Source organism: Isoptericola sp. b408 (genome assembly GCF_030588085.1).
Taxonomy (GTDB): domain Bacteria; phylum Actinomycetota; class Actinomycetes; order Actinomycetales; family Cellulomonadaceae; genus Isoptericola; species Isoptericola sediminis.
In genome coordinates, this window is sequence record NZ_JAUQYQ010000001.1 from 270,315 (window position 1) to 296,696 (window position 26,382).

At 71.3% G+C, this 26,382-nt stretch carries 22 protein-coding genes and 2 tRNA genes; 17 read left to right on the forward strand and 7 right to left on the reverse strand.

From position 1 onward, the window contains the following. Positions 1–194: 194 nt before the first annotated feature. The 11 genes from dnaA (at position 195) to Q6347_RS01310 (ending at position 12,738) form a co-directional block, all read left to right on the forward strand. Positions 195–1,625 carry a chromosomal replication initiator protein DnaA gene (gene dnaA / locus Q6347_RS01260; RefSeq protein WP_171246677.1) on the forward strand — a complete coding sequence of 477 codons (1,431 nt, stop codon included), beginning with the start codon at positions 195–197 and terminating at the stop codon, positions 1,623–1,625. 546 nt (positions 1,626–2,171) lie between these two features. Beyond that, positions 2,172–3,305 (forward strand): DNA polymerase III subunit beta, encoded by a 1,134-nt coding sequence (gene dnaN, locus Q6347_RS01265; RefSeq protein WP_304602982.1) that lies wholly within the window; start codon positions 2,172–2,174, stop codon positions 3,303–3,305. A 111-nt stretch (positions 3,306–3,416) separates the two neighbouring features. Further along, complete coding sequence (gene gnd / locus Q6347_RS01270; protein WP_304606433.1) at positions 3,417–4,316, forward strand: phosphogluconate dehydrogenase (NAD(+)-dependent, decarboxylating); 900 nt, start codon at positions 3,417–3,419, stop codon at positions 4,314–4,316. A gap of 18 nt (positions 4,317–4,334) precedes the next feature. After that, positions 4,335–5,510, forward strand: a complete 1,176-nt coding sequence (recF, locus tag Q6347_RS01275; RefSeq protein ID WP_304602980.1) for a DNA replication/repair protein RecF — start codon at positions 4,335–4,337, stop codon at positions 5,508–5,510. Between the two features lie 61 nt (positions 5,511–5,571). Further along, positions 5,572–6,087, forward strand: a complete 516-nt coding sequence (locus Q6347_RS01280) for a DUF721 domain-containing protein (protein WP_304603094.1) — start codon at positions 5,572–5,574, stop codon at positions 6,085–6,087. A 335-nt stretch (positions 6,088–6,422) separates the two neighbouring features. After that, complete coding sequence (gene gyrB / locus Q6347_RS01285) at positions 6,423–8,519, forward strand: DNA topoisomerase (ATP-hydrolyzing) subunit B (RefSeq protein WP_304606434.1); 2,097 nt, start codon at positions 6,423–6,425, stop codon at positions 8,517–8,519. A 124-nt stretch (positions 8,520–8,643) separates the two neighbouring features. Next, positions 8,644–11,250, forward strand: coding sequence for a DNA gyrase subunit A (gene gyrA, locus Q6347_RS01290; protein ID WP_304606872.1), 2,607 nt, complete (start codon positions 8,644–8,646; stop codon positions 11,248–11,250). Continuing rightward, entirely contained in the window at positions 11,250–12,317 is a 1,068-nt protein-coding gene (locus Q6347_RS01295) for a DUF3566 domain-containing protein (RefSeq protein WP_304606435.1), read from the forward strand. The genes gyrA and Q6347_RS01295 overlap by 1 nt, the downstream gene beginning before the upstream one ends. Before the next feature lie 119 nt (positions 12,318–12,436). Further along, positions 12,437–12,510 (forward strand) — tRNA-Ile (locus tag Q6347_RS01300). Between the two features lie 26 nt (positions 12,511–12,536). Further along, complete coding sequence (locus tag Q6347_RS01305; RefSeq protein WP_304606436.1) at positions 12,537–12,656, forward strand: DLW-39 family protein; 120 nt, start codon at positions 12,537–12,539, stop codon at positions 12,654–12,656. A 9-nt stretch (positions 12,657–12,665) separates the two neighbouring features. Continuing rightward, positions 12,666–12,738: transfer RNA gene (locus tag Q6347_RS01310), tRNA-Ala, on the forward strand. 73 nt (positions 12,739–12,811) lie between these two features. Here the strand turns inward: Q6347_RS01310 and Q6347_RS01315 are convergent. Next, positions 12,812–13,741: a hypothetical protein gene (locus Q6347_RS01315; protein ID WP_304606437.1), complete on the reverse strand. Its 930-nt coding sequence runs from the start codon at positions 13,739–13,741 to the stop codon at positions 12,812–12,814. A gap of 88 nt (positions 13,742–13,829) precedes the next feature. Between Q6347_RS01315 and Q6347_RS01320 the strand changes: the two genes are divergently transcribed. Together Q6347_RS01320 and Q6347_RS01325 are read left to right on the forward strand one after the other, a co-directional pair. Further along, positions 13,830–14,369: a peptidylprolyl isomerase gene (locus Q6347_RS01320; protein WP_171246683.1), complete on the forward strand. Its 540-nt coding sequence runs from the start codon at positions 13,830–13,832 to the stop codon at positions 14,367–14,369. 157 nt (positions 14,370–14,526) lie between these two features. Next, on the forward strand, positions 14,527–15,270 hold the full coding sequence (locus Q6347_RS01325; protein ID WP_369810789.1) for a rhomboid family intramembrane serine protease: 744 nt from the start codon (positions 14,527–14,529) through the stop codon (positions 15,268–15,270). Positions 15,271–15,357: 87 nt separating this feature from the next. Here Q6347_RS01325 and Q6347_RS01330 read toward each other — a convergent pair whose 3' ends face one another. After that, positions 15,358–15,615, reverse strand: a complete 258-nt coding sequence (locus Q6347_RS01330; RefSeq protein ID WP_304606438.1) for a cell division protein CrgA — start codon at positions 15,613–15,615, stop codon at positions 15,358–15,360. A 129-nt stretch (positions 15,616–15,744) separates the two neighbouring features. Between Q6347_RS01330 and Q6347_RS01335 the strand changes: the two genes are divergently transcribed. From Q6347_RS01335 to Q6347_RS01350, 4 genes are read left to right on the forward strand one after another with little or no spacing between them, the layout of a single operon-like run. After that, positions 15,745–16,476: a DUF881 domain-containing protein gene (locus tag Q6347_RS01335; RefSeq protein ID WP_304606439.1), complete on the forward strand. Its 732-nt coding sequence runs from the start codon at positions 15,745–15,747 to the stop codon at positions 16,474–16,476. Further along, the gene (locus Q6347_RS01340) at positions 16,473–17,294 is read left to right on the forward strand and encodes a class E sortase (protein ID WP_304606440.1); all 822 of its coding nucleotides are present in this window, start codon (positions 16,473–16,475) and stop codon (positions 17,292–17,294) included. Before Q6347_RS01335 ends, Q6347_RS01340 begins: the two co-directional genes overlap by 4 nt. Next, complete coding sequence (locus tag Q6347_RS01345) at positions 17,294–17,461, forward strand: hypothetical protein (RefSeq protein WP_171246687.1); 168 nt, start codon at positions 17,294–17,296, stop codon at positions 17,459–17,461. The genes Q6347_RS01340 and Q6347_RS01345 overlap by 1 nt, the downstream gene beginning before the upstream one ends. Beyond that, the gene (locus Q6347_RS01350) at positions 17,458–18,111 is read left to right on the forward strand and encodes an aminodeoxychorismate/anthranilate synthase component II (RefSeq protein ID WP_171246688.1); all 654 of its coding nucleotides are present in this window, start codon (positions 17,458–17,460) and stop codon (positions 18,109–18,111) included. Before Q6347_RS01345 ends, Q6347_RS01350 begins: the two co-directional genes overlap by 4 nt. A gap of 360 nt (positions 18,112–18,471) precedes the next feature. Here the strand turns inward: Q6347_RS01350 and pknB are convergent, their stop codons facing one another. From pknB to Q6347_RS01375, 5 genes are read right to left on the reverse strand one after another with little or no spacing between them, the layout of a single operon-like run. After that, positions 18,472–20,550, reverse strand: a complete 2,079-nt coding sequence (pknB, locus tag Q6347_RS01355; protein WP_304606441.1) for a Stk1 family PASTA domain-containing Ser/Thr kinase — start codon at positions 20,548–20,550, stop codon at positions 18,472–18,474. Then, positions 20,551–21,963: a serine/threonine-protein kinase gene (locus Q6347_RS01360; protein ID WP_304606442.1), complete on the reverse strand. Its 1,413-nt coding sequence runs from the start codon at positions 21,961–21,963 to the stop codon at positions 20,551–20,553. It lies immediately after the preceding gene. Continuing rightward, positions 21,960–23,420 (reverse strand): penicillin-binding protein 2, encoded by a 1,461-nt coding sequence (locus Q6347_RS01365; protein ID WP_304602969.1) that lies wholly within the window; start codon positions 23,418–23,420, stop codon positions 21,960–21,962. The genes Q6347_RS01360 and Q6347_RS01365 overlap by 4 nt, the downstream gene beginning before the upstream one ends. After that, positions 23,417–25,045, reverse strand: a complete 1,629-nt coding sequence (locus Q6347_RS01370) for an FtsW/RodA/SpoVE family cell cycle protein (protein ID WP_304606443.1) — start codon at positions 25,043–25,045, stop codon at positions 23,417–23,419. Before Q6347_RS01370 ends, Q6347_RS01365 begins: the two co-directional genes overlap by 4 nt. Then, a complete protein-coding gene (locus Q6347_RS01375) occupies positions 25,042–26,379 on the reverse strand; it encodes a PP2C family serine/threonine-protein phosphatase (RefSeq protein ID WP_304606444.1) in 1,338 nt (445 codons plus the stop codon). The genes Q6347_RS01370 and Q6347_RS01375 overlap by 4 nt, the downstream gene beginning before the upstream one ends. Positions 26,380–26,382: the final 3 nt, after the last annotated feature.

Sequence of the window (26,382 nt, forward strand, 5' to 3'; positions counted from 1 at the left end):
GAAGAAGGCGCGCAAAAGTACCTGGAACGGCTGTCCGACGTTACGCCGTCCGACACCGTCAGGTCAACTGCTCCCGACGTGACGACGGCGACACGGACGGACGGTCCGGCCTCATCGTCCACACCGATGTCCACAGGCTCCACAGGGTGTGGAAAACTATGTGGACACCGCTCGCGAACAGTCCGGAGGACACCGTGCCACAGCCCGACGAGAACATCACCGACGTCTGGAACCAGACGTTGGCGACCCTCGAGGCACGGCCCGACATGAGTGCACGCCAGCTCGCGTTCATCAAGCTGGCCAAGCCCATGGCGATCCTCGACGACACCGTGTTCATCGCGGTGCCGCACGAGCAGACGCGCACGTACCTCGAGACGAGCGTGCGCGACCAGCTGGTCTCGGCCATGTCGGCGACCCTCGGACGCGACACCCGTTTCGGGATCACGGTCGACCCCGAGCTGAGCCACGAGGCCCTCACGGGCCCGGCGCAGGACTACACGCCGCCCCCGAGCATGGAGGAACCCGAGCGGACGACGCCGGGCCCTCCCCCGGGCCGGCTGCCGGACGAGCGCCCGGCGGACAGCGAACCCACGCGGCTGAACCCGAAGTACATCTTCGAGTCCTTCGTCATCGGCTCCTCCAACCGCTTCGCCCACGCCGCGGCCGTCGCGGTCGCCGAGGCACCCGCCAAGGCGTACAACCCCCTGTTCATCTACGGCGACTCGGGGCTCGGCAAGACGCACCTGCTGCACGCCATCGGGCACTACGCGAACAACCTCTACCCGCACGTGCGGGTGCGGTACGTGAACTCCGAGGAGTTCACGAACGACTTCATCAACTCCATCGGTGAGGGCCGGACCGGTGCCTTCCAGCGCAGGTACCGGGACGTCGACGTCCTGCTCATCGACGACATCCAGTTCCTGCAGGGCAAGGAACAGACGATGGAGGAGTTCTTCCACACCTTCAACGCGCTCCACAACGCCGACAAGCAGGTCGTCATCACGTCCGACGTCCCGCCCAAGCAGCTCGACGGTTTCGAGGACCGGCTGCGGTCCCGGTTCGAGTGGGGCCTGATCACCGACGTCCAGCCGCCGGACCTCGAGACGCGGATCGCGATCCTGCGCAAGAAGGCCGCGAGCGAACGCCTGGACGTGCCGGCCGACGTCCTCAGCTACATCGGTTCGCGCATCTCCACCAACATCCGTGAGCTCGAGGGCGCGCTGATCCGGGTGACCGCCTTCGCGAACCTCAACAAGCAGCAGGTCGACCTCGCCCTGGCCGAGATCGTCCTCAAGGACCTCATCACCGACGACGACCAGGCCACCGAGATCACCCCGGCCGTCGTCATCGCCCAGACCGCCGCCTACTTCGGCCTGACGATCGACGACCTGTGCGGGTCGTCCCGGTCCCGGGTCCTCGTGACGGCCCGGCAGATCGCCATGTACCTGTGCCGTGAGCTGACCGACCTCTCCCTGCCGAAGATCGGCCAGCAGTTCGGCGGCCGCGACCACACCACGGTCATGCACGCGAACAAGAAGATCGCCGGTCAGATGGCCGAGCGCCGGTCGACCTACAACCAGGTCACCGAGCTCACGAGCCGCATCAAGCAGCAGCACCGCGGCTGAACCCACCTCTCCACAGGCCTGTGGACAGCTGTGGACAACGGCCGTGCACAGGGTTGCCCACAGGCACTGCCCCGGGACGACGGGATCCTCACCCGCGTCGTCCCCATGCTGTGGACCCGCGTGGTGGACAACTCGGCCCCGGTCCGACCAGCGCCGCAGCACGCCTGTGGACTCTGCTGTGGACGCCTGTGGAACACGCCGTCAGCGCGGTGGACGAACACCCTTCCGTCGGTGGACGCCTGTGGGGAAAGAATCCGCCGTCCCCAGGCGACCCCGGTTGCCCACAGGTTCGCCCCCAGCCGTCTCCACACGGCTGCAAGCGCCCTGACCTGCGGCAACGGCGTTCGTCAACAGAATCCACAAGCCCTATGACGACGATGAACGTGTTCTCTCTGCAGATGACCCCTCCGCCTTCATGGGCCGGACGACCCCTTGCTGGTGAGCGGACCGGAGCGGCCGCGGCACGGTAGTGTTTGGCCACGGGCGGTTCGGTCCCCACCAGCCGAGACCTCCGCCCCCACCCGCACGAGAGCCCCGAGGAGTGGGATGAAGTTCCGCGTCGAGCGCGACGTCCTGGCCGAGGCCGTGACCTGGACGGCCCGCACCCTGCCCACGCGGCCGCCCGCACCCGTGCTCGCCGGTGTGCGCATCGAGGCGGACGCCGCCGGCTCCATCGTGCTGGCGAGCTTCGACTATGAGGTCTCCGCCCGTTCCGAGATCGCGGCCGAGGTGTCCGAACCGGGCACCGTGCTGGTCTCCGGCCGACTCCTCGCCGAGATCTCCCGCGCGCTGCCGAGCAAGCCGGTCGACGTGACGGTCGAGGGCAACAAGGTGGTCCTGACCTGCGGGGCCTCGCGCTTCACGCTGCTGACCATGCCGGTCGAGGACTACCCGGCCCTGCCCGCCATGCCCGAGCTGAGCGGCACCGTCGCGGGCGACGCCCTCACGCACGCCGTCGCTCAGGTCAGCGTCGCGGCGAGCCGGGACGACACGCTGCCGCTGCTCACGGGTGTGCGCATGGAGATCGAGGGTGAGCGCATCACGCTGCTCGCCACCGACCGGTACCGGCTGGCGCTGCGCGAACTCACCTGGACCCCCGCGACCCCTGGGTTCAGCGCCGTCGCGCTGGTCCGGGCGCGGACCCTCAACGACGTCGCCAAGTCGCTCGGTTCCGGCGGCGGCCTCGTCAACGTCGGGCTGTCCACCGGCGAGGGCGTCGACCTGATCGGGTTCGAGGCCGGCGGCCGGCACACCACCTCCCAGCTCGTGGACGGCGACTACCCCGCGGTGCGCCGGCTCTTCCCCGACGCCACCCCGATCCACGCGGTGGTCCCGACCCAGGCGCTCATCGACGCGGCCAAGCGCGTCTCCCTGGTGGCGGAGCGCAACACCCCGATCCGGCTGGCCTTCTCGGAGGGCCAGGTGGTGCTCGACGCCGGCCAGGGCGACGACGCGCAGGCGTCCGAGGCGTTGGAGGCCGTCCTGGTCGGCGAGGACATCCAGGTGGCGTTCAACCCGCAGTTCCTCCTCGACGGGCTCGGAGCGCTCGGCACGGACTTCGTGCGGATGTCGTTCACGCACCCGAACAAGCCGGTGGAGTTCACCGGGCAGGAGTCGCTGGACGGCGAGGACTCGTCCGAGTACCGGTACCTCCTGGTACCCATCCGGTTCTCCTCCTGACGACCGGGCCGGCGTCACCGGCCGAGTAGCCGCCCGCCCGGTCCGGCTTCCCGCGCGTCCGCGCGCCCCACCACGTACGCTCGCAGCGACGCACTTCCGGAGGTTTTCCACATGGTCACCCACATGGGTCTCGTCGGTCTGGGCAAGATGGGCGCCAACATGCGCGAACGGCTGCGCCGCGCCGGGATCGAGGTGACCGGGTTCGACCCCCGGCCCGAGGTGTCCGACGTCGAGTCGCTCGCCGCGCTGGTCGACGCGCTGCCCGGTCCGCGGCGCGTGGTGTGGGTGATGGTGCCGGCCGGCGACCCCACCCGCGACGTCCTCGGCGAGCTGGCGGGACTCCTGGGCGAGGGCGACGTCGTCGTCGAGGGTGGCAACTCGCACTACGCCGAGGACCAGGCACGGGCGGCCGAGCTCGCCGAGCGTGGCGTCGGGTACGTCGACGTCGGCGTCTCCGGCGGCGTCTGGGGTCTGGAGAACGGCTACGGCCTGATGTGCGGCGGCGGCGACGACGACGTCGCCGAGCTCATGCCCGTCTTCGACGCCCTGCGTCCCGAGGGACCGCGGGAGGAAGGCTTCGTGCACGCGGGGCCGGTGGGAGCCGGCCACTACGCCAAGATGGTCCACAACGGGATCGAGTACGGCCTGATGCAGGCCTACGCCGAGGGCTACGAGCTGCTGGCGGCCAAGAAGGGCCTGATCACCGACGTGCACGGCACGATGCGCGCCTGGCAGCGCGGCACCGTCGTCCGCTCCTGGCTGCTGGACCTCATGGTCCGCGCGCTGGAGCACGACCCCCGGTTCGAGGCCATCGACGACTGGGTGGAGGACTCCGGCGAGGGTCGGTGGACCGTCGACGAGGCGATCGACAACGCCGTGCCGCTGCCCGTGATCTCGGCGGCGCTGTTCGCGCGGTTCTCCTCGCGCCAGCCCGAGTCGCCCGCGATGAAGTCCGTCGCCGCGCTGCGTCAGCAGTTCGGCGGGCACGCGGTCAGACCGTCCGCCGAGTAGTCCCGCCACACTGGAGTCATGTACGTCTCGCACCTCTCCCTCCTCGACTTCCGGTCCTACGAGACCGTCGACGTCGAGCTGGAGCCCGGACCGAACGCGTTCGTGGGGCGCAACGGGCGGGGCAAGACGAACCTGGTCGAGGCCGTCGGGTACGTGGCCACGCTGGGCAGCCACCGGGTCCCGAACGACACCCCGCTGATCCGCGCCGGCGCACAGCGTGCCGTGGTGCGCACACGCGTCGTGCGGGGGGACCGCGCCTCGACCGTCGAGCTCGAGATCACCGCCGGCAAGGCCAACCGCGCGCGCATCAACCGCGGTCAGCTCGGTCGTGCCCGCGACGTCCTCGGCATCCTGCGCACGGTGCTGTTCGCCCCGGAGGACCTCGCGCTGGTCAAGGGTGACCCTGAGGGGCGCCGGCGCTTCCTCGACCAGCTCGTGGTCCAGCTCCTGCCCCGCGCGGCCGGGGTCCTCGCCGACTACGAGCGGGTGCTCCGCCAGCGCTCGGCGCTGCTGAAGTCGCTGCGGGGCCACCGCGCCGGCGGGCGGGACGTGGACACCTCCACCCTCGAGGTGTGGGACGGCCGGCTCGCCCAGCTCGGCGGGCAGGTGCTGGCCTGGCGCACGGCGCTCGTGCGTGCCCTGGGGCCGCTGGTGGCGACCGCGTACGAGCAGGTCAGCGATGCGGACAGCGCCGCCGAGCTGGTGTACCGGTCCACGGTGGTGGCGGGCGACGGCGCCCCCGTCCCCGCGGACGAGCTCGAGAAGCTCATGCTCGCCGCGATCGAGGAGCGCCGGGCGGCCGAGATCGACCGGGGCCAGAGCCTCGTGGGCCCGCACCGGGACGACCTGGAGCTCACGCTCGGCGGGCTGCCGGCCAAGGGGTACGCCAGCCACGGGGAGTCGTGGTCGTTCGCCCTGGCGCTGCGGCTCGCCTCGTTCCGGCTCCTGGGCGGGGGTGAGCCGTCGGCGCCCGACGACGTCTTCTGGGACCCGGACCACGGCTCGGACGCCGACCCCGTGCTGATCCTGGACGACGTGTTCGCCGAGCTGGACGTCCGGCGTCGTGAACGGCTCGCGGAGCTCGTGGTCGAGGCCCGTCAGGTGCTGGTCACGGCGGCCGTGCCCGGTGACGTTCCGGAACGACTGCTCGGGGCCCGCTTCGAGGTCGCCGAGGGTCGGGTCGAGCGTGTCTGAGCACGGTCTCGCCCGGGAGCCGGCGGACGACGACGAGCCACGGCCCCGTGATCCGCGGCCGGTGGTCGACCGCACCGACCTCACCCCGCCCTCGGAGGTGGCGCGCGAGGCGCTCAACCGTGCCAAGGCAGCAGCCCGCGCCAAGGGACTGCGGCCCGGCTCCCCCGCGCGGCGCTCCCCCCTGGCCGAACCACGGAAGGACCAGGGCAAGGGCCCCAACGCGCGCGACCCGCAGCTGATGTCGGACGTCGTGGGGCGGTTGCTGCGGGACAAGGGCTGGACGGCCGAGGTGTCGGTCGGGGGCGTCGTCGGGCGCTGGCGCGAGATCGTCGGCGCCCAGGTGGCCGACCACTGCACGCCCGAGACGTTCGAGGACAAGGTGCTGGTGGTGCGCACCGACTCCACGGCGTGGGCCACGCAGGTGCGGCTGCTCGTGCCGACCCTGCTGCGCCGGCTGGCCGAGGAGGTCGGTGAGGGCGTCGTGGAGCAGGTGACGGTCCTCGGGCCGTCGGGTCCGAGCTTCCGGCGCGGCCGTCGGACGGTGCGCGGACCGGGTCCGGGCGACACCTACGGCTGACCCGGGCGAGCGATGTTGGCCCGAGCAACCACCGATGTGGACAACGCCTGTGGACAACGTGGGGGAACCCACACGCCCAGACACGTGGGACCCGCTATTTCTTGCGCTTTCACGGTAGACTGAGCAGATGTTCCCGGGCCGCCTCCCGGGCTCGTGTCAACGGCGTACGACCGGCCCTCGGGCCGGTCGTCGGCTGCTCGGGTCGTGAGGCTGCCCCGGGACGAACGAGCACCGACCCGCAGCCGGCGCCCCGCGCGTCAATCCTGTGTGCTGCAGCCCGGGCACCACCCGGGTGGCCCTGTCGCGTGCATGGACGACGAGGAGTGCTCCAGCCTGTGGCTCAGCGATCCGACGGCGGCTACGACGCCGGGAACATCACCGTCCTCGAGGGACTCGAGGCCGTCCGCAAGCGACCCGGCATGTACATCGGGTCGACCGGTGAACGCGGTCTGCACCACCTGGTCTACGAGGTCGTGGACAACTCCGTGGACGAGGCCCTGGCCGGCCACGCGGACCGGATCGACGTGACCCTGCTGGCCGACGGCGGGGTGCGCGTCCGGGACAACGGGCGTGGCATCCCGGTGGCCATGCACCCGACCGAGGGGCGGCCCACCGTCGAGGTCGTCATGACGATCCTGCACGCCGGCGGCAAGTTCGGTGGCGGCGGCTACGCCGTCTCCGGCGGTCTGCACGGCGTGGGCATCTCCGTGGTCAACGCGCTGTCCAGCCGCGTGATCACCGAGGTCGAGCGCGACGGCTACGCCTGGCGGCAGGACTTCGCCGACGGCGGTGCGCCGGTGGGCGAGCTGCAGCGTCTGGGCGAGACGGACCGCACCGGCACCACGCAGACGTTCTGGGCCGATGCATCGATCTTCGAGACGACGGACTACGACTTCGAGACGCTGCGCGCGCGGTTCCAGCAGATGGCGTTCCTCAACAAGGGCCTGCGCATCACGCTGACCGACGAGCGCACCGAGCACGTCTCGGGCCCCGACGAGGTGACCGGCGCGCTCGACTCGCGGGCGGTCGTCGCGGCCCTGGACGGCGAGGGGTCGACCGGGGACGCTGCCGAGACGGCCGGTTCGCCTGACGACGAGGTGCACGACTCCGAGTCCGCGGCGGGTGCCGTGCGCACCGTCACGTACAAGTACGACGGCGGGCTGCGGGACTACGTCGCGCACATCAACACCGCGAAGAAGTCGGACATCATCCACCCCGAGATCATCGACCTCGAGGCCGAGGACACGGACCTCAAGGTCTCGGTCGAGATCGCGATGCAGTGGACGACGGCGTTCAGCGAGTCGGTCCACACGTTCGCGAACACGATCTCCACCACCGAGGGCGGTACCCACGAGGAGGGTTTCCGTGCGGCGCTGACCAGCCTGGTCAACACCTACGCGCGGGACAAGGCCATCCTCAAGGACAAGGACGAGAACCTCACCGGAGACGACATCCGCGAGGGGCTCACCGCCGTCCTCAGCGTCAAGCTCGCCGAGCCCCAGTTCGAGGGCCAGACGAAGACGAAGCTCGGCAACACCGAGGCGAAGACCTTCGTCCAGCGCATCGTGCGGGAGCGCCTGACGGACTGGTTCGACGCGCACCCGAACGAGGGCCGCGACATCATCCGCAAGGCGATCTCCGCCTCCCAGGCGCGCATCGCCGCCCGCAAGGCGCGCGAGGCCACCCGCCGCAAGGGGATCCTCAGCTCCGGCGGCATGCCGGGCAAGCTGAAGGACTGCCAGTCGAACCGTCCCGACGAGTGCGAGATCTACATCGTGGAGGGTGACTCGGCCGGCGGTTCGGCCGTGCGCGGCCGCGACCCGCACCACCAGGCGATCCTGCCGATCCGCGGCAAGATCCTCAACGTCGAGCGGGCGCGCCTGGACAAGGCCCTGTCGAACAACGAGGTCCAGGCGCTCATCACGGCGTTCGGCACCGGCATCGGCGAGGACTTCGACCTGGCCAAGCTGCGGTACCACAAGATCGTGCTCATGGCCGACGCCGACGTCGACGGCCAGCACATCTGCACCCTGCTGCTGACGCTGCTGTTCCGGTACATGCGCCCTCTCATCGAGCACGGGCACGTCTACCTGGCCCAGCCGCCGCTCTACCGGCTCAAGTGGTCCAACGCCCCGCACGAGTACGTCTACTCGGACCGGGAGCGCGACGCGTTCCTCGAGCAGGGCGTGGCGGCCGGCAAGCGGATCCCGAAGGACAACGGCATCCAGCGGTACAAGGGCCTCGGCGAGATGGACTACTCCGAGCTCTGGGACACCACGATGGACCCCGAGCACCGGACGTTGCTGCAGGTCACGATGGACGACGCGGCCGCGGCGGACGAGATCTTCTCGGTGCTCATGGGCGAGGACGTCGAGTCCCGCCGCAGCTTCATCCAGCGCAACGCCAAGGACGTCCGGTTCCTCGACATCTGAGTCGACGACGGCACGTACAGGGCGACGTCTCGTCCTGTACATCGGGTGATCGAGGCAGGACCAGCGCCCCGGCGGCGCAGGAAGGAACAGATTCACGGTGACGGACGAGACTCCCGGCCCGGACATGGCCGAGGGCGCCGACGGCGGTCCCCCGGAGGCCCTGACGGCCATCGCGCACGGACGCATCGAGCAGGTCGACCTGCAGCTCGAGATGCAGCGCAGCTACCTCGACTACGCGATGAGCGTCATCGTCGGGCGTGCCCTGCCCGACGTGCGAGACGGCCTCAAGCCGGTCCACCGGCGGGTGCTGTACGCGATGTACGACGGCGGCTACCGGCCGGACCGCTCGTTCTCCAAGTGCTCGCGCGTCGTCGGCGACGTCATGGGCAAGTACCACCCGCACGGTGACACGGCGATCTACGACGCCCTGGTCCGCCTCGTGCAGGACTGGTCGATGCGTTACCCGCTGGTGGCCGGCCAGGGGAACTTCGGCTCCCCCGGCAACGACCCGGCGGCCGCCCCGCGGTACACCGAGTGCAAGATGGACCCGCTCGCCCTGGAGATGGTGCGGGACATCGAGAAGGACACCGTCGACTTCCAGGACAACTACGACGGCCGCACCCAGGAGCCGACGGTCCTGCCCTCGCGCATCCCGAACCTGCTGGTCAACGGGTCCGCCGGCATCGCCGTCGGCATGGCGACGAACATCCCGCCGCACAACCTGCGGGAGGTCGCCGCGGGCGTGCGGTGGCACCTGGACCACCCCGAGGCTTCGAAGGAGGAGCTGCTCGAGGCGCTGCTCCAGCGCATCAAGGGGCCGGACTTCCCCACCGGCGCCCAGATCCTGGGGACCCAGGGCCTCGAGGAGGCGTACCGCACCGGTCGCGGGTCGATCACGATGCGCGCCGTGGTCAACGTCGAGGAGATCCAGAACCGGATCTGCCTGGTCATCACCGAGCTGCCCTACCAGGTCAACCCGGACAACCTGGCCACGAAGATCGCGGACCTGGTCAACGACGGCAGGATCGCCGGCATCGCCGACATCCGGGACGAGACCTCGGGGCGCACCGGTCAGCGGCTGGTCATCGTGCTCAAGCGCGACGCCGTCGCGAAGGTCGTGCTGAACAACCTGTACAAGCACACCTCGCTGCAGGAGAACTTCAGCGCGAACATGCTCGCGCTCGTCGACGACGTGCCCCGCACCCTGAGCCTCGACGCGTTCGTGCGGCACTGGACGACGCACCAGATCGAGGTCGTGCGGCGCCGGACCGAGTTCCTGCTCCGCGAGGCCCAGGACAAGATCCACATCTACGAGGGCTACCTCAAGGCCCTCGACGCCCTCGACGAGGTCATCGCCCTCATCCGTCGCTCCCCGGACGCCGAGCAGGCACGTTCCGGGCTCATGGACCTGCTCGACATCGACGAGCAGCAGGCGAGCGCGATCCTGGCCCTGCAGCTGCGCCGTCTCGCGGCCCTGGAGCGGCAGCAGATCCTGGAGGAGCACGCCAAGCTGCAGGCGCAGATCGACGACTACCAGGACATCCTGGCCCGGCCCGAGCGGCAGCGGACGATCGTCGCCGACGAGCTGGACGCCGTCGTCGAGCGCTGGGGCGACGAGCGCCGCACGCAGATCCTGCCGTTCGACGGCGACATGTCCATCGAGGACCTCATCCCCGAGGAGGACGTGGTCGTCACGATCACCCGCGGCGGGTACGCCAAGCGCACCCGCACCGACTCCTACCGGGCCCAGCGGCGCGGCGGCAAGGGGATCCGCGGGGCGCAGCTGCGCGAGGACGACATCGTCGACCACTTCTTCGTGACCACGACGCACCACTGGCTGCTGTTCTTCACCGACGCCGGCCGCGTCTACCGCGCCAAGGGGTACGAGATCCCCGAGGGCGCGCGCGACGCCAAGGGCCAGCACGTGGCCAACCTGCTCGCCTTCCAGCCGGGCGAGCAGATCGCCCAGGTCCTGGCGCTGCGGGACTACGACGACGCCGAGTACCTGGTGCTCGCGACCCGGCGTGGACTGGTCAAGAAGACCCGGCTGACCGACTACGACTCCCCGCGCAGCGGCGGACTCATCGCGATCAACCTGCGCACGGACGAGGACGGCACCCCGGACGAGCTCGTCGCGGCACGCCTGGTCGACGCCGACGACGAGCTGATCCTCGTGTCGCGGAAGGGCCAGTCGATCCGCTTCGCGGCCGACGACGACACGCTCCGGCCGATGGGACGCGCCACCTCCGGCGTGACGGGCATGAAGTTCCGGACGGGCGACGAGCTGCTCGCGGCCGACGTCGTCGAGCCGGACACCGACCTGTTCGTCGTCACCGAGGGCGGGTTCGCCAAGCGCACCCGGATCGAGGAGTACCGTCTCCAGGGTCGCAACGGCTACGGCATCAAGGTGGCGAACCTCGTCGAGGCGCGCGGCGACCTCGTGGGGGCACTCGTCACCGAACCGGACACCGAGGTGCTGGTGATCATGTCCAAGGGCAAGATCGTCCGCTCCCGCGTGGACGAGGTGAACCTGACGGGGCGCACCACGCAGGGTGTGACCTTCGCAAAGCCGGACAGAGGAGACCGCATCATCGCCGTCGCACGGAACGTCGAGCGCCGCGCGGAGGCGGAGTCGGTTAGCGTTGAACACGAGGCCGACGACGTCGAGCCGACGCAGGAGGCGACGGCGGGCACGCCGGAGCAGGACGAGACCGGGGACGGGAACATCTGATGGTCAGCCAGAAGACGACGCCGAAGGCGGACACCTCCGCGACCGCACCGGTCGACAGCAGCGAGCCCACGAACGGGTCCGGGACGGCGAAGGAGTCGTCGTCCGCCACCGCCGCGGGGACCTCCGCGACCGCCCCTGACGAGGCCGGCGAGACGTCGGAGTCCTCGACGCCGAACGGTCGCAGCGAGTCCGTCGCCACGAACGGTCGCAGCGAGTCCACGGCCGGGGCCGACCGGGCCGAGCCCGCCCAGCCGACCACGCACGGTCAGGCGGCCGACGAGGTCTCGACGTCCGACCCGGCTCCGACGTCCGACCCGGCTCCGACGTCCGACCCGGCTCCGACGGCCGGCCGCCCGGCGTCGACCTCGGACCGGCCCGCCGCCGGTCCCGCAGTGGAGACGTCCGACAAGAACGGTGCCGTCAAGGCCGCCGCGGTCGCCCTGGCCGCCGCGCGGACGGCGGCCAAGAAGGTCCAGTCCGCCGCGTCCGCCGCCTCGGCCGGGATGTCCACGTCCGCGTCGCACGACAGCAGCTCCACCGGGTCGTCCGCACCTCCCCCGCCGCCGAGCAGCACGTCCTCGGGACCCCGCCCGGAGATGCACTACTCGGCGGGTGGCGTCCACGGCACCGCGCAGCAGTCGCCGACCGCCGACGGGTCGCCGCAGACCGGCACGCAGCCGTCGGTCGCCGGGCCCGAGGGCCTCGGCAGCCCGCGTCGCGTCCGCCTGTCGGTGTCGAGGATCGACCCCTGGTCGATCATGAAGCTGGCGTTCCTGCTCTCCGTGGCCCTGGGGATCATGACCGTCGTCGCGACCGCCGTCGTCTGGTACTCGCTGAACTCGATCGGGACGTTCGCCACGATCCAGGAGTTCCTCATCTCGACGCTCGGGCCCCAGGCCGTCGACATCACCCAGATCGTCCAGTTCGAGCGCACGCTGTCCCTGGCGACCCTGATCGCCCTGGTCAACGTCGTCCTCTTCACGGCCATCGCGACCATCATGGCGATGCTGTACAACATCACCGCGGCCCTGGTCGGCGGTGTGCACCTCACCCTGACGGACGAGTGACGACCCGTCACCACCGCGCGACGGACGTCACACCCGGCCGCCCCGGTTCCGGTTTGGGACCGGTGGGGCCGGTACGGTAATGTTCCGTGCTGCACGCCCTCACCGAGGACGTGCCGCGAGGGGCTATAGCTCAGACGGTTAGAGCGCTTCCCTGATAAGGAAGAGGTCGGAGGTTCAAGTCCTCCTAGCCCCACTCCACGGTCGACGAGGAGGTCCGAAGTGAAGAAGATCGTCGTCGCCCTGCTGTCCGCGACCGTCGGCTACGTCGTCTGGCGCCGCCTCTCGGAGGACGCCGCGGACCGGGACCTGTGGACCGAGGTCACCGACTCGCTCGACTGACGACCCCCAGGGGCCATGGCGCAATTGGTAGCGCACCTGCTTTGCAAGCAGGGGGTTGGGGGTTCGAGTCCCCCTGGCTCCACCCACGAGACAGCACGAGAGCCCCCGTCCGTCGCGGACGGGGGCTCTCGTCGTCGTCGGGGATCAGCTGACGACTACTCCTTCTTGTCCTCGGCGGGCGATGCCTGGCCCGCGGAGTTCTTCGCGTCCTCGGCAGCCTTCGTCGAGGACCCGGTCTTCGAGGTGGAGCCTGTGGTCTTGTCGGCACCGGTGGCTGCCGCCGCACCCGTCTTCGGGGTGGAGCCTGTGGTCTTGTCGGCACCGGTGGCTGCCGCCGCGCCGGACTTCTCGGCCGTCTCGCCGGTCGCCTCGGTCGCCTTCTGGCGGGACTTGGACGTCCGGGAGGCGGCCTTCTCGCGGGCGTCGGAGACGGCCTCCTTACCCTTGGCCACGGCGGAGCCGGCGGCCTCGCCGACGGCCTCGGCCGCGTCACCGACCGCGTGGCGGGCATCCCGCGCGACACCGTCGAAGTCCGGCGTCCGGGACTGCTCCCACGGCTCGGCCCACGGGTCGTTCTGCGGCTGGGCACGGCGGTAGAAGGCGTAGCCGACGGCCGCCAGAGCGCCGAGCACGACGGACCAGCCGACGGTCTTGCGCCGGCGGGACCGGCGCTGCGACTTGCGCGCCGACTTCTCGGCCGCCGCGGCGGCCTTCTTCGCGGCCTTGTTGGCCTGTTCCGCGGTGAGCGCCGCCTTGGCGGCCGCGGCGTTGAACGCGGTCACGATCTGGGGGAGATAGTCGTCGACGATCTTGTCGTGGGTCTTGTCGACGAGCGGTGCGGCCTTGCCGGCCGCTTCCTCCACGCGGGGTGCGGCAGCCTGGACGCTCTCGTACCACGCCTTCTCCGCGCGTGGCCTGAGCCACTCGACGAAGGCGTCGTAGCGCGGCCCGGCCCAGTCCTTGGCCTGACCTGCGGCGTCCTTGGCGCTGCCCGCGGCACGGGTGCCCGCGCCGTACAGCGCGGCCGTGACCTCCGCGGTGGAGTCCTTCACCTTGGCGGGGTCGATCTTGGGAGTCTGCACCATGGCCCCACTCTGCCACCCCTGGTAGAAGGGCGCAGCGTCACACGCCAGGTGCCTCGCCCGTTCCCCGGGTGGTGACATGATGGGTGCCATGTTCGCAACCCTCCACACCACCGCTGGTGACATCCGCCTCGAGCTGTTCCCGAACCACGCGCCGAAGACCGTCGCGAACTTCGTCGGTCTGGCCCGCGGGACGACGCCGTGGACCGACCCGCGGACCGGCGCCGAGCGCAACGAGCCGCTGTACGACGGCGTGATCTTCCACCGCGTCATCGAGAACTTCATGATCCAGGGCGGGGACCCGCTCGGCACCGGTACCGGCGGTCCGGGCTACACCTTCGACGACGAGATCCACCCGGAGCTCTCGTTCGACCGCAAGTACCTGCTGGCGATGGCCAACGCCGGCAAGCGGCGCAACCCGGTGACCGGTGCGGCCGAGGGGACCAACGGGTCCCAGTTCTTCATCACGACCGCCGAGACGCCGTGGCTGAACGGCAAGCACACGATCTTCGGCGAGGTGGCCGACGACGCGTCCCGCGCCGTGGTGGACGCCGTCAACACCACCCAGACGCGACCGGGTGACCGTCCCGTCGAGGACGTCGTCATCCAGAGCGTGACGATCGAGGACTGAAGGACCCGACATCAGCACCCCGCCGCTCCCGCCGTCGGGTCCGCCGACGGACGCGCCTCCCGTCTGCCCGCGCCACCCGGACCGCGTCTCCTACGTGCGCTGCCAGCGGTGCGGCCGTCCGGCGTGCCCCGAGTGCCAGCGGCCGGCCGCCGTCGGCGTGCAGTGCGTCGACTGCGTCGCCGAGGCGCAGCGGAACACGCGCAGCGCGCGCACCGTGTTCGGCGGGACGGCGCGGGGAGGTCGCCCGGTCGTCACCCTGACGATCATCGGCCTGTGCGCGGTGAGCTGGATCCTCCAGCTCGCCACCGGGGGCGCCTGGACCCAGCAGTGGGCGTTCTCGCCGGCGATCGGTCAGGTCGAGCCCTGGCGCTTCCTCACGGCCGCGTTCCTGCACTCGACGACCCCGCTGCACATCCTGTTCAACATGTACGCGCTGTGGCTGGTGGGGCCGTTCCTCGAGCAGGCGTTCGGGCGCGCCCGGTTCATCGCGCTCTACGTGCTGGCCGCGGTCGGCGGCCAGGTCGGGGTGCTGCTGCTCGCCGATCCTCTGCAGGAGAGCTGGTACGTCGGCGTGGTCGGCGCCTCCGGAGCCGTCTTCGGCCTCTTCGGCGCCATCATCCCGGTGCTGCGACGGCTCGGTCGCAACGCGGGACAGATCGTCGTGCTGATCGCCATCAACATGGCGCTGCCGCTGTGGCTGCCCAACATCGCCTGGCAGGCGCACGTGGGCGGGCTCGTGGTCGGCCTCGCCCTCGGAGCCGGTTTCGCGCTCGCTCCCCGGGAGCGGCAGCGACTGGTGGGCTGGGCGCTGCCGACCGCGGTCGGTGTGCTCCTGGTCGCGGCGGCGGTGTGGAAGTACTCGACGGTGCCGACCGCAGCGGGAGTGCTGGGGCTGTTCTGAGCGCGGGCCCCGTCGGGGCCCGCGCGCCGTCGTCCCCAGGGATATGCACAGGTGTGGAATCACACCGGTGTCACCTGTACAGCAGCGTCACTTCCACCTGGTCGTCAGCGAGAAGCCGGCGATGATGAGCGCGAAGCCCACGAGCAGGTTCCAGTTCCCCAGGGCGGGGACCGGCAGGCCGAGGCCCTGGCTCGTGAGGTAGTAGGTGACGATCCAGGCGAGTCCGGCGACCATGAGGGTCAGCATCGTCGGGACGAGCCAGCGCGGGTTGGCCGAGGCCTTGTGCGGCAGGGACGGCTCCGAGGCGTCGGACTTCTTGCGGGGCTTCTCGGACTTCTCGGGCACGGATCGGCTCCTGTCAGGACGATGATGCGACGTCCGGGACGAGATCCCGGCACGCCGACGACGGTTCGTCGTCTAGCGTAGTGGTCAGCAGCACCGCTCCGGGCACGATCATGACGAAGGGGGCCCGCCGTGTCACCACGCATCCGCTCGGGGATCACCGTCGCGGTGGTCCTGGCGCTGTCGGGTGTGCTCTTCACGGTCAGCGCACAGCTCAGCCGCGGTGGCGAGAGCCGGCACGCCGAGGATCTCTCCGCCGTCGTCGCCGAGGAGTCCGACCGTGTCGCCGCCCTGAGCGACGAGGTCGCCGCGCTGGACGCGCAGATCCAGGAGCTCAGCTCGTCCGTGTCGGGGGACGTCCCGCGCCGTCCCGCCGAGCTGCGGGCCGAGGAAGGCGTCGTCTCGGGAGCCTGGCCCGTCGAGGGTCCGGGCATGCGGGTCAGCCTGGAGGACGCGCCGTCGTCCTCGTTGTCCATCGAGAACGTCACGGCCGACGACCTCGTGGTGCACCAGCAGGATGTCCAGCACGTCATCAACGCCCTGTGGGCCGGCGGCGCCGAGGCGATGACGCTGCAGGGCGAGCGGGTGACGCCGACCAGCGCCTTCCGGTGCTCGGGGAACATCATGCTGCTGCACGGCAAGGTGTTCTCCCCGCCGTACGTGGTCGAGGCCGTCGGGGACCCCGACCGGCTCCAGGCGGCGCTCGACTCCTCCCCCGGCGTCGCCATCTACCGCGACTACGTGGACTGGATCGATCTCGGGTACGCCGCCGACCCCGTCGAGAGCATCGAGGTGCCGGCGGCGTCCGGTGGCCAGGACCTGCAGTTCGCCGGTGTGCCCGACGGAACGGACGTCTTCTCGTGAGGCACGCGACCGGGGCCGGGGCCGGGCGCCGTGGCGGCGCGTTCAGCACCGTGATCGGCGTCTTCGGCGAGCTCCTCATCACCGCAGGGGTCGTCCTCGGACTGTTCGTCGTGTGGCAGCTCTGGTGGACGGACGTCCAGGCGGAGCGCATCCACAGCCAGGTGCTCGCCGAGCTCGACTGGCCCGAGCCGCCAGCAGCGGAGGTGCCGTCCGGCAACACCGCTGCCGAGGGCCCGGCGGTCGCCTCGGAGCACCGTGGTGAGCCACCCGCCGCCGACGACGCGGCGTTCGCCGAGGTGTTCGCGCAGTTCTACGTGCCCAGGTTCGGCACGGACTACGTCGAGCCGATCGCCGAGGGCATCGACAAGGCCACCGTGCTCGACCGGCTCGGGATCGGTCACTACCCGGACAGCGCCAACCCGGGTGAGCTCGGCAACTTCGCGATGGCGGGCCACCGCACCACCTACGGACGTCCCTTCCACCAGATCGCCGATCTCCGAGAGGGTGACGCCCTCGTCGTGCGAACCCGGGACACCTGGTACGTCTACAAGATGACCTCGTCGCAGATCGTCTGGCCGAACCAGGTCGAGGTCGTCTCCCCGGTCCCCGGCGTGCGGCCGGGCGAACCGTTGCCCGAGCTGACCCAGCGCTTCCTCACGATGACGGCGTGCCACCCGATGTACTCGGCGGCGCAGCGCTACGTCGTGCACGGCGAGCTGGACTACTGGGCGCCGGTGGACGAGGGGGTCCCGGCGGAGCTCCTCGACGCCGGGGTCGAGATCCAGGCCCTGGCCGACGACGACGCGGGGGTGAGATGATGTACGGCCTGTTGTGGCGCGCCCTGCCGGGTCCGGCCTGGTTCCGGGCGCTCCTGCTCCTGGCGCTCTTCGTCGCGGCCGTCTGGGTCTGCTTCGAGTGGGTCTTCCCCTGGTTCTCCGAGTACGTCCCCATCAACGACAACACCGTCGAGGCGCACGCACCATGACCTCCATCCTCGTCGTGGACAACTACGACTCCTTCGTCTACACGATCGTCGGCTACCTGGACCAGCTCGGCGCGCGTACCACCGTGGTGCGCAACGACGCCGTGCCCGAGCCGGACGCCGACGGGCGCTACCGCACCGAGGACGGCACAGCGTTCGACGGCGTGCTGATCTCCCCGGGGCCGGGAACGCCGAAGCAGGCGGGGGCCTCCGAGGACGTCATCCGGGCCTGCGCCCGCTCCACGACGCCGATGCTGGGCGTCTGCCTCGGGCACCAGGCCCTCGCCGAGGTCTACGGCGCCACGGTCTCCCACGCGCCCGAGCTCATGCACGGCAAGACCAGCGAGGTCGAGCACCGGGGAGTCGGCGTGCTGGCCGGCCTGGGTTCGCCCTTCACGGCGACGCGGTACCACTCCCTCGCCGTCGAGCCGCACACGGTGCCGGCCGAGCTCGAGGTCACGGGGGCAACCGCCAGCGGGGTCGTCATGGGCCTCCAGCACCGCGAGCTGCCGTTGCACGGGGTGCAGTTCCACCCGGAGTCGGTGCTGACCGAGGGGGGTCACCGGCTCCTCGCCAACTGGCTGGCCGTGTGCGGCGACGCCGGTGCCGTGGAGCGGTCGGCCGGCATGGCCCCGCTCGTGCACGCCGCCTGATCAGCCCACGGGCCGGCCGGCCAGGACCCTGCGCGCGTCAAGACCAAGGCCGCCGAGTCAGGCCGATCCTCGCCGAGTCAGGACGAACTCTGTGGAGTCAGGACGTGCGTGGCCCGGTCAGGGCCGGCATGGCCTGATCTCGTCGGGGAACCCGGCTGATGCCCGCGCCCTGACTCGATCGAGGTCGTCCTGACTCGCGGCAGGAATGTACTGACTCGCGGCAGGAACGCCCTGACTCGACAGGAGTTGTCCTGAGTCGACAGAAGTTGTTCTGAATCGACAGCGAGCGGCCGACCACAGGTCGCTGGCCGATGCCGACGGTGCGATGGCGGGGACCTCTGGAGTCCCCGCCACCGGCGGTCAGTCGGTCGGGTCCGGCTCGACCGGGAGCCAGGCACCGTCGTCGGCGCTGCCGCTCCCGTCCTGCTGACCCGGGGGCTGCTCCTCCGGTGTCGGACCACCGGTGCAGTTCTGCCCGGGCTCGCCGGTCGAGACGGTGATCGTGACGGTGGAGCCCACCTCGACCTCGGAGCCGGCGCCCGGGTCCATGGCCGAGACGAAGCCGGAGCAGTAGTCCGCGGAACTGGCGGTCGTCTGCTGGACGTTGACGTTGGCCTCGCTGTTGAGCCGCTGCTCGGCCTCCTGGGCCGAGAGCCCGACCACGTCGGGCAGCTGGACGGTCTCGACCTCACGCTCCTCGCCGATGGAGATCGTCACCGACTCGTCGCGACCGATCGTGCCGGCCTCGGGCGACTGGTTGACCACGCGGCCGGCGTCGTTGGCGTCGTCGACCTCCTGGCGCTCGGTGTTCCAGCTGATGTTGAGCCCGTCGAGGGTGCTCTTGGCCTCGTCCTCGGACATGCCGATGAGGTTCGGCAGCTCGACCTGGCCGTTGGCCACGGTGAGGTTGACGCTGTCGCCGGGTTCGACCGCCTCGCGGGGCGCCGGGTCGGTCGAGATGACCTCGCCCTCGTCGAAGTCGGCACTGGCCTGCTCGGAGACCTCGCCGACCTCGAGGCCGGCGTCCTCGATCTGGGACTCGGCCTCGTCCTGGGACAAGCCGGTGAGGTCCGGCATGCCGAAGGTCTCCGGGCCGGTGGAGAAGAAGACGTCGACCGTCGAGCCGGCCTCGACCTCCTCGCCCGACGCCGGGTCCGACCGGGTCAGGGTGTTCTCCGGTTCGTCGGAGTCGGGGTCTGGCCGCTGGGAGAAGCCGAGCCCGACGGCCTCGAGTGCCCGCTCCGCCTCGGTCGGGCTCATGTCCGAGGTGAGCTCGGGCACCGTCACGGTCTCCGGGGCGGAGTCGCCGCCGCGCAGCGCGAAGAACAGGATCGTGGCGAGGGCCAGCACGGCGACGGCGATGAGGGTCCACATCAGGCCCTTGCGGCTCTGGTCGTCCCTCTCCGGCGGCCCCGCACCGACGGCCGACTGGTCGGCGGTCGTTCCCGTCGTCCCCCACGGCGACTGCTGGGCGGGGTTCATGACCTGGGTCGAGCTGCCGTCACCCAGGACCTGCGTCGCGGCGTAGCCGGCAGCAGCGCCGGCCGCCAGCGCACCGATGGCCGGCGCCCCCACGGCACCGCCGCGCATCGCGGACTCGAGGTCCGAACGGAAGTCCGCGGCCGTCGAGTACCGCTGGTCGCGGTCCTTCGTCAGGGCGGTCAGGACGATGCGGTCGAGCACCTCGGGCACGTCGTTGGCGAACTCGCTGGGTCGCTGCGGCGCCTGGCCGACGTGCTGGTAGGCCAGCGCCACCGGGGAGTCGCCGATGAAGGGCGGACGGCCGGTGAGCAGCTCGAACAGCACGCAGCCGGTGGAGTACAGGTCGCTGCGGGCGTCCACCTGCTCGCCCCGCGCCTGCTCGGGCGAGAGGTACTGCGCGGTGCCGATGACGCCCTGGCCCTGGGTCATCGTCGCGGCGGAGTCGGCGACGGCGCGGGCGATGCCGAAGTCCATCACCTTGACCGCACCCGTGGGCGTGATCATGACGTTGGCGGGCTTGATGTCGCGGTGCACGATGCCCGCGTGGTGGGAGTACTCGAGCGCGCTGAGCACGCCGACCGTGATCTCGACGGCCTCCTCGATCGGCACGGCGGCGCCGTCGGCGAGGATGTCCCGGACCGTGTGGCCCTCGACGTACTCCATGACGATGAACGGGATGTGGACCTGGTGACCGACGGCGTCGGTGGAGATGTCCTCGCCGGTGTCGTAGACGGCGACGATCGCCGGGTGGTTCAGTGCTGCGGCGGACTGCGCCTCGCGGCGGAACCGGGCGAGGAACGACGGGTCGCGTGCGAGGTCGGACCGCAGCACCTTGATCGCGACCGTGCGGCCCAGGCGTGCGTCGTGGCCGATGTGCACCTCGGCCATGCCGCCACGGCCGATGAGCTCACCGACCTCGTAACGGCCGGCGAGTACTCGGGGCGTGTTCTCCACCACTCAGACGTCCTTCTCGGTCATGGCCGCGCCGACGGGGCGCGGCGGGTCTGGGAGCATCATCCCAGAGTCGGTCACGGTCATCGCCCCCACGTTCACGGAATGTGTCGTGCCTGCGGTCGCGGAGGCGTCCCCGTCGCCGCCGGAGCCGCTGACCAGCGTCGCCACCAGCAGGACGCCGAGCAGACCCAGCAGCGCGAGCAGCGGCCAGGAGAGCCGACCGAGCGGCCCGAGCCGGTGCCCGGTCGTCGTGGAGGTCCGCTCCGGCCCCGACCGGTTCCTGCTGCGGGAGGAGCCGCTCCGGCGGGTCCGCTCCTCGACCTGTGCCGGGGTCGCGCGAGTGGCGCCGTGCACGTCGCGCCGCGCCGGGTAGGCGCGCGGGACGGGCGGACGGGCCGGGTCCCGCGGCGGACGTGCCGGCACCTCCGGCGCGTCCGGCGTCGCGACGCCCGCCGACCGGTCCGGACGGGCCGGAGCCGTCCGGCGCTCGGCCGGGGGTGACGGTTCCTCGGTGCGCGCGTGCCGGACCGGTGCCGGCCGGCCGGTGCGGGCCGCGCGTCGCGCGGACCGGGACCGGGCGCCGAGCGGGTCCTCGGCGATCTCGGCGGCGAGCGCGTCGAGCTCGTCGGCCAGGTCGGCTCCGGACGCCGGTCGCTTGCCCGGGTCCTTGGCGAGCATCCGCATGATGACGTCGACCAGGCCCGGGTGCACCGCCTGCGGCAGCGGCGGGACGGCGTTGTTGACGTGCGCGACGGCGATGTCCACCGGGGTCGACCCGGTGAACGGCCGCTTGCCGGCGGTGGCCTCGTAGGCCACCACACCGAGGGCGTAGAGGTCGGAGGCGGGGGTGGCGGCCTGCCCGACGGCCTGCTCGGGCGACAGGTACTGCGCGGTCCCCATGACCATGCCCGTCGCGGTCATCGTCACCTGGTTGGCCGCCAGCGAGACGCCGAAGTCGGTGATCTTCACCCCGCCGTCGTGCTCCAGCAGGATGTTGCCGGGCTTGACGTCGCGGTGGACGACCTTGGCCTTGTGGGCGTGGTGCAGGCCGCGGGCCGTGGCGGCGAGCATCGGCAGCAGCTTGCGGGGCGCCACCACGGGCTCGCGCTCGAGCAGGTCCGCCAGCGGCTCGCCCAGCACCAGCTCCATGACGAGGAACCCGGCGCCGTCCTGCTCGCCGTAGTCGTACATCTGGGCGATGTTGCGGTGGGACAGCGAGGCGCTGTTGCGCGCCTCGATGCGCAGCCGACGCAGGAAGTCCTCGTTGCCCGTGTACTCCTCACGGAGCACCTTCACCGCGACGTCCCGGCCCAGGTAGCTGTCGTCGGCGACCCACACCTCGCCCATGCCCCCGACGGCGATCCGTCGGGTCAGGCGGTAACGGTCCCCCAGGGACAGTCCGGTCGTCGGCCTCATCCGTTGAGCACCGCCTCCATGACGGCCCGCGCGATCGGCGCGGCCACCCTGCCGCCGGTCGCCTCGGACGTCCCGATGGACCCGCCGTCCTCCACCATGACGGCGACGGCCACCTGCGGGTCGTCGGCCGGGGCGAACCCGGTGAACCACACGTGCGGCGGCTCGGAGCCCGTGCCGTGCTGGGCGGTGCCCGTCTTGCCGGCCACCGTCACGCCGGAGATCTGCGCCCCCGTGCCGGACCCGCCCTCGACGACGCCGATCATCATCTCGGTGAGCTGCTGGGCCGTGTCGGCGGAGACGGCACGGCCGAGTCCGCTGGGCCGCGTCTCGGAGACGACGTCGAGGTTCTGGTCACGCACCCGGGCGACCGAGTGGGGTTCCATGACCTCGCCGTCGTTGGCGATGCCGGCCGAGACCATGGCGATCTGCAGGGGTGTCGCCCTGACGTCCCACTGGCCGATGGCGGAGGTCGCCACGAAGGCCGGGTCGATCGGCGGGTCCGGGAAGACGCTGGCCGCCGTGCCGAACGGGACGGCGAAGCTCTCGTTGAACCCGAACGCCTCGGCCTGCTCCTGCAGCGCCTCGTCGCCGAGGGAGACGCCGAGCTGGGCGAACGCCGTGTTGCAGGAGATCCGCAGCGCGTCGGCGAGGGTCTGCTCCCCGGACGGCGAGCAGGCGGTGCCACCGTAGTTGCGGATGGCGCTGTTCGTGCCCGGCGGGGTGTAGGTCTCGGGCGCGTCCACGACCGACTCGGCCGTGTAGTCCCCGCTCTCCAGCGCCGCGGCGGCGGTGACGAGCTTGAACGTCGACCCCGGAGGGTAGATCTCGGAGGTCGCGCGGTTGTTCAGCGGCTTGTCGTCGCTGTTCGACAGTGCGAGGTAGGCGTCGTTGGCCTGCTTGGTGTCGTGCGTCGCCAGCTCGTTCGGGTCGAAGGTCGGCTTGGAGACCATCGCCAGGATGCGGCCCGTGGACGGCTCGAGGGCGACGACGGCGCCGCGCTGGTCACCGAGCGCGTCCCAGGCGGCCTGCTGGGCGGCCGGGTTCACGGTGAGCTCGACGGCGGACCCCTGCGGGTCGGACCCGGTCAGCAGGTTCTGCAGCCGGTCCGCCCACAGGGCGTCGGCCGAACCGGCGAGGAAGTCGTTCTCCGCCCGTTCGATGCCGGAGGTGCCGCTGACCAGCGAGTAGTACCCGGTCAGCGGCGCGTAGAGGCGTCCCTGGGCGTACTCGCGCTGGTAGTTCCACTCGTCGTCGACGGGGACGGAGTCGGCCACGGCCTCGCCGCCGACCACGATGGGGCCGCGGTCGGTGCCGAACTGCTCGTAGAGCGTGCGGGCGTTGCGCGGGTCGTTGTTGAGCGACTCCGCGGCGAAGAACTGGATCCACGTGGTGGAGACCAGCAGCGCGAGGAACATGACCATCACGATCGAGGCCAGACGACGAGCGGTCTTGTTCACGGGCGGTCACCTCCTCGCGGGGCCTCGGGGGTGGACGGGTCGATGTACTCGGTGGGGTCCGACGAACCGCTCGCGCCGGTGGTGCCCGAGCTCTCGCGCTCGGCGAGGCTGCGGCGTGGCAGCCGGTTGCCGGCCGCCGGGGTGCCGCCGTCGGGCGGGGGCGGGGGCGTCCCGCCCACGGACGGGGTGCCGGCCACAGGGGTGCCGTCGTCCGCGGACGTGCCGCCGACGAGGACGGGCTCACGCTCGGCCGCGCCGACCTGGCCGCGCACGGGCAGGTCGGAGGGGCGCCGTGCGCTGTCGGAGATGCGCAGCAGGAGTGCGATGACGATCCAGTTGGCGAGCAGGGACGACCCGCCCTGGGCCATGAACGGCAACGTCAGACCCGTCAGCGGGATGATCCGCGTGATCCCGCCGACGACGACGAAGATCTGCAGGGCCATGACGAACGCCAGCCCGGCGGCCAGCAGCTTGCCGAAGCCGTCCCGCACGGTCAACGCAGCCTTGAACCCGCGCTGCACGATGAGCAGGTAGGACAGCAGGACGGCGGCCAGGCCGGTCAGACCCAGCTCCTCGCCGAGGGCCGCGTAGATGAAGTCCGAGTAGGCGTACGGGATCTGGAACGGCCGGCCCTCGCCCCAGCCGGTGCCGAACAACCCGCCGTTCGCCATGGAGAACATGCCCTGGACGAGCTGGAAGGAGCCACCGACCTCGCGGTCGTACTGCTCGGCGTCCAGGGGGTGCAGCCAGACGTCGATGCGCGCGCCGACGTGCGGGAACAGCTGGGCCGCGGAGAACGCCCCCAGGGCGAAGAGCGTCATGCCGAGCAGGATCCAGCTCGAGCGGGCCGTCGCCTGGTACAGCATCGCGACGAACAGGCCGAAGAAGAGCAGCGACGTCCCCAGGTCGCGCTGGAACACGAGGATGACCAGGGACACGCCCCAGACGAGCATGATCGGCCCCAGGTCCCGCAGGCGCGGCAGGTGCAGGCCGAGGACCTTGGGGCCGGCCAGGGCGAGGGTGTCCCGGTTGACGACCAGGTAGCCCGCGAAGAACACGGCCAGCGCGATCTTCGCGAACTCGGCGGGCTGCAGCGAGAAGCCGCCGATCGTGATCCAGATCCGGGCGCCGTTGATCTGCTGGCCCAGGCCCGGGATCAGCGGCAGCGACACCAGCAGCAGACCCACCAGCATGAAGATGTACGTGTAGCGGCGCAGCCAGCGATGGTCGCGCAGCAGCCACAGGAGGGTGAAGGCCACGCTCGCGCCCAGCAGGGACGCGGTCATGTTGCCGACGGCGTCCGCCGGGGCCATGCCGGGCGAGCCGGAGATCTCCAGCCGCCAGATCATCGACAGCCCGATGCCGTTGAGGAGCACGACCGCGGGCAGGATGACCTGGTCGGACCACGGGGCGCGCAGCCGCAGGACGATGTGTGCGACGAGGGCGGTGGCGGCCAGCAGGGCGCTGCTCCCCCAGAAGCTGTCCGGCAGCTCCCCGCGGATGGACGTCCCGACCATCGCGTAGCCGCCGATGCCGCCGGCGAGGGCCAGCAGGAGCAGGAAGACCTCGGCCAGGCGCAGCGGACGACGCTGCCGTGGCGTCACGGCGGGTTCGTCAACGGTCACGCGTCACCCTCCTCCGCCGCCTGCGCGGGCTCCTCGCTCGGCGAGGAGTCGGGGCGCGGGCTGCCCGACGGACTCGGTGAGGACGACGGGCTGGGAGAGGGGCTCGGGACCGGCGTCGGTGCGGCTTCCTCGGCGAGACGGTCGGCGCGTTCCAGCGCCTCGTCCAGCGAGCCCGTGCGGATCGAGCCGTCGAGGCGCTCCACCCAGTAGGCGGGCAGGTCGTCGACCGAGGTGTCCGTCACCTCGACGGCGCGGGAGAGCGTCAAGGGGCCGGCGTCCTGCGGGATGCCCTGGTAGACGGCGACCTGGCCATCCGCGACCCCGAGGTAGTACTGGTCCTGCGTCCAGCCGTAGGCCCACCAGCCCCCGAGGCCCACCCCGGCGAGCACGAGGAGCAGCACGAGCACCCCGACCCAGGGGCGACGCTTCGGGCGGACGTCGTCGGTGCCGTCGTCCTCGTCGTCCGCGTCGTCGGTCGGGTCGGTCGGTGCCGACTCCGTGGTCGCCGGCTCGGTGCCCGTGTCGCGAGAGACCGGGGCGGCCACGTCGGTGGCCGCCGCCCCGACGACCTGGGTCGTCTCGGTCGGGGCCGCCGCCGGAGTGGTCTCGTCGTCGACCAGGTCGGCGACGACGACGGTGATGTTGTCGGTGCTGCCCGCGGTCATGGCCAGCGTGATCAGCATGTCCGCCGCCTCGTCCGGCGACTCGCACCGGGCCAGGACCTCGGTGATCTGGTCCACGGGGACGAACCCGGACAGGCCGTCCGAGCAGAGGAGCCAGCGGTCGCCGGCCCGTGCCTCGCGGATCGACATGTCCGGGGTGAGGTCGACGTCGAAGTCGCCCAGGACGCGCATGACGACGTTGCGCTGCGGGTGCGTCTCGGCCTCGTCCGGTGAGATCCGGCCGGTGTCCACGAGGTGCTGGACGAAGGTGTGGTCGACGGTGACCTGGGTGAGCTTGTCGTCGCGCAGCAGGTAGGCGCGGGAGTCACCCAGGTGCGCCATGGCCAGCGTGTTGCCGGAGCGCAGCAGCGCCGTGACGGTGGTGCCCATCCCGGCGAGCTCGGGCGAGATCTCCGAGGCGTGCACGAGGTCCTGGCGGGCTCGCTCGACCGTCTCCTCGAGGTCCTGCAGCGCCTGGTCGGGGCCGTGCTCCGGGGTGTCGAGCGGCGCCAGGGCGGAGATCGCGAGGCTGGAGGCGATGTCGCCGCCGGCGTGCCCGCCCATGCCGTCGGCGACCACCAGCAGGTTGGGTCCGGCGTAGGCGGAGTCCTGGTTGTCGTGGCGCACCAGACCGACGTCGGAGCGCGCGGCGTAGCGCAGGGCGAGTGTCACGGG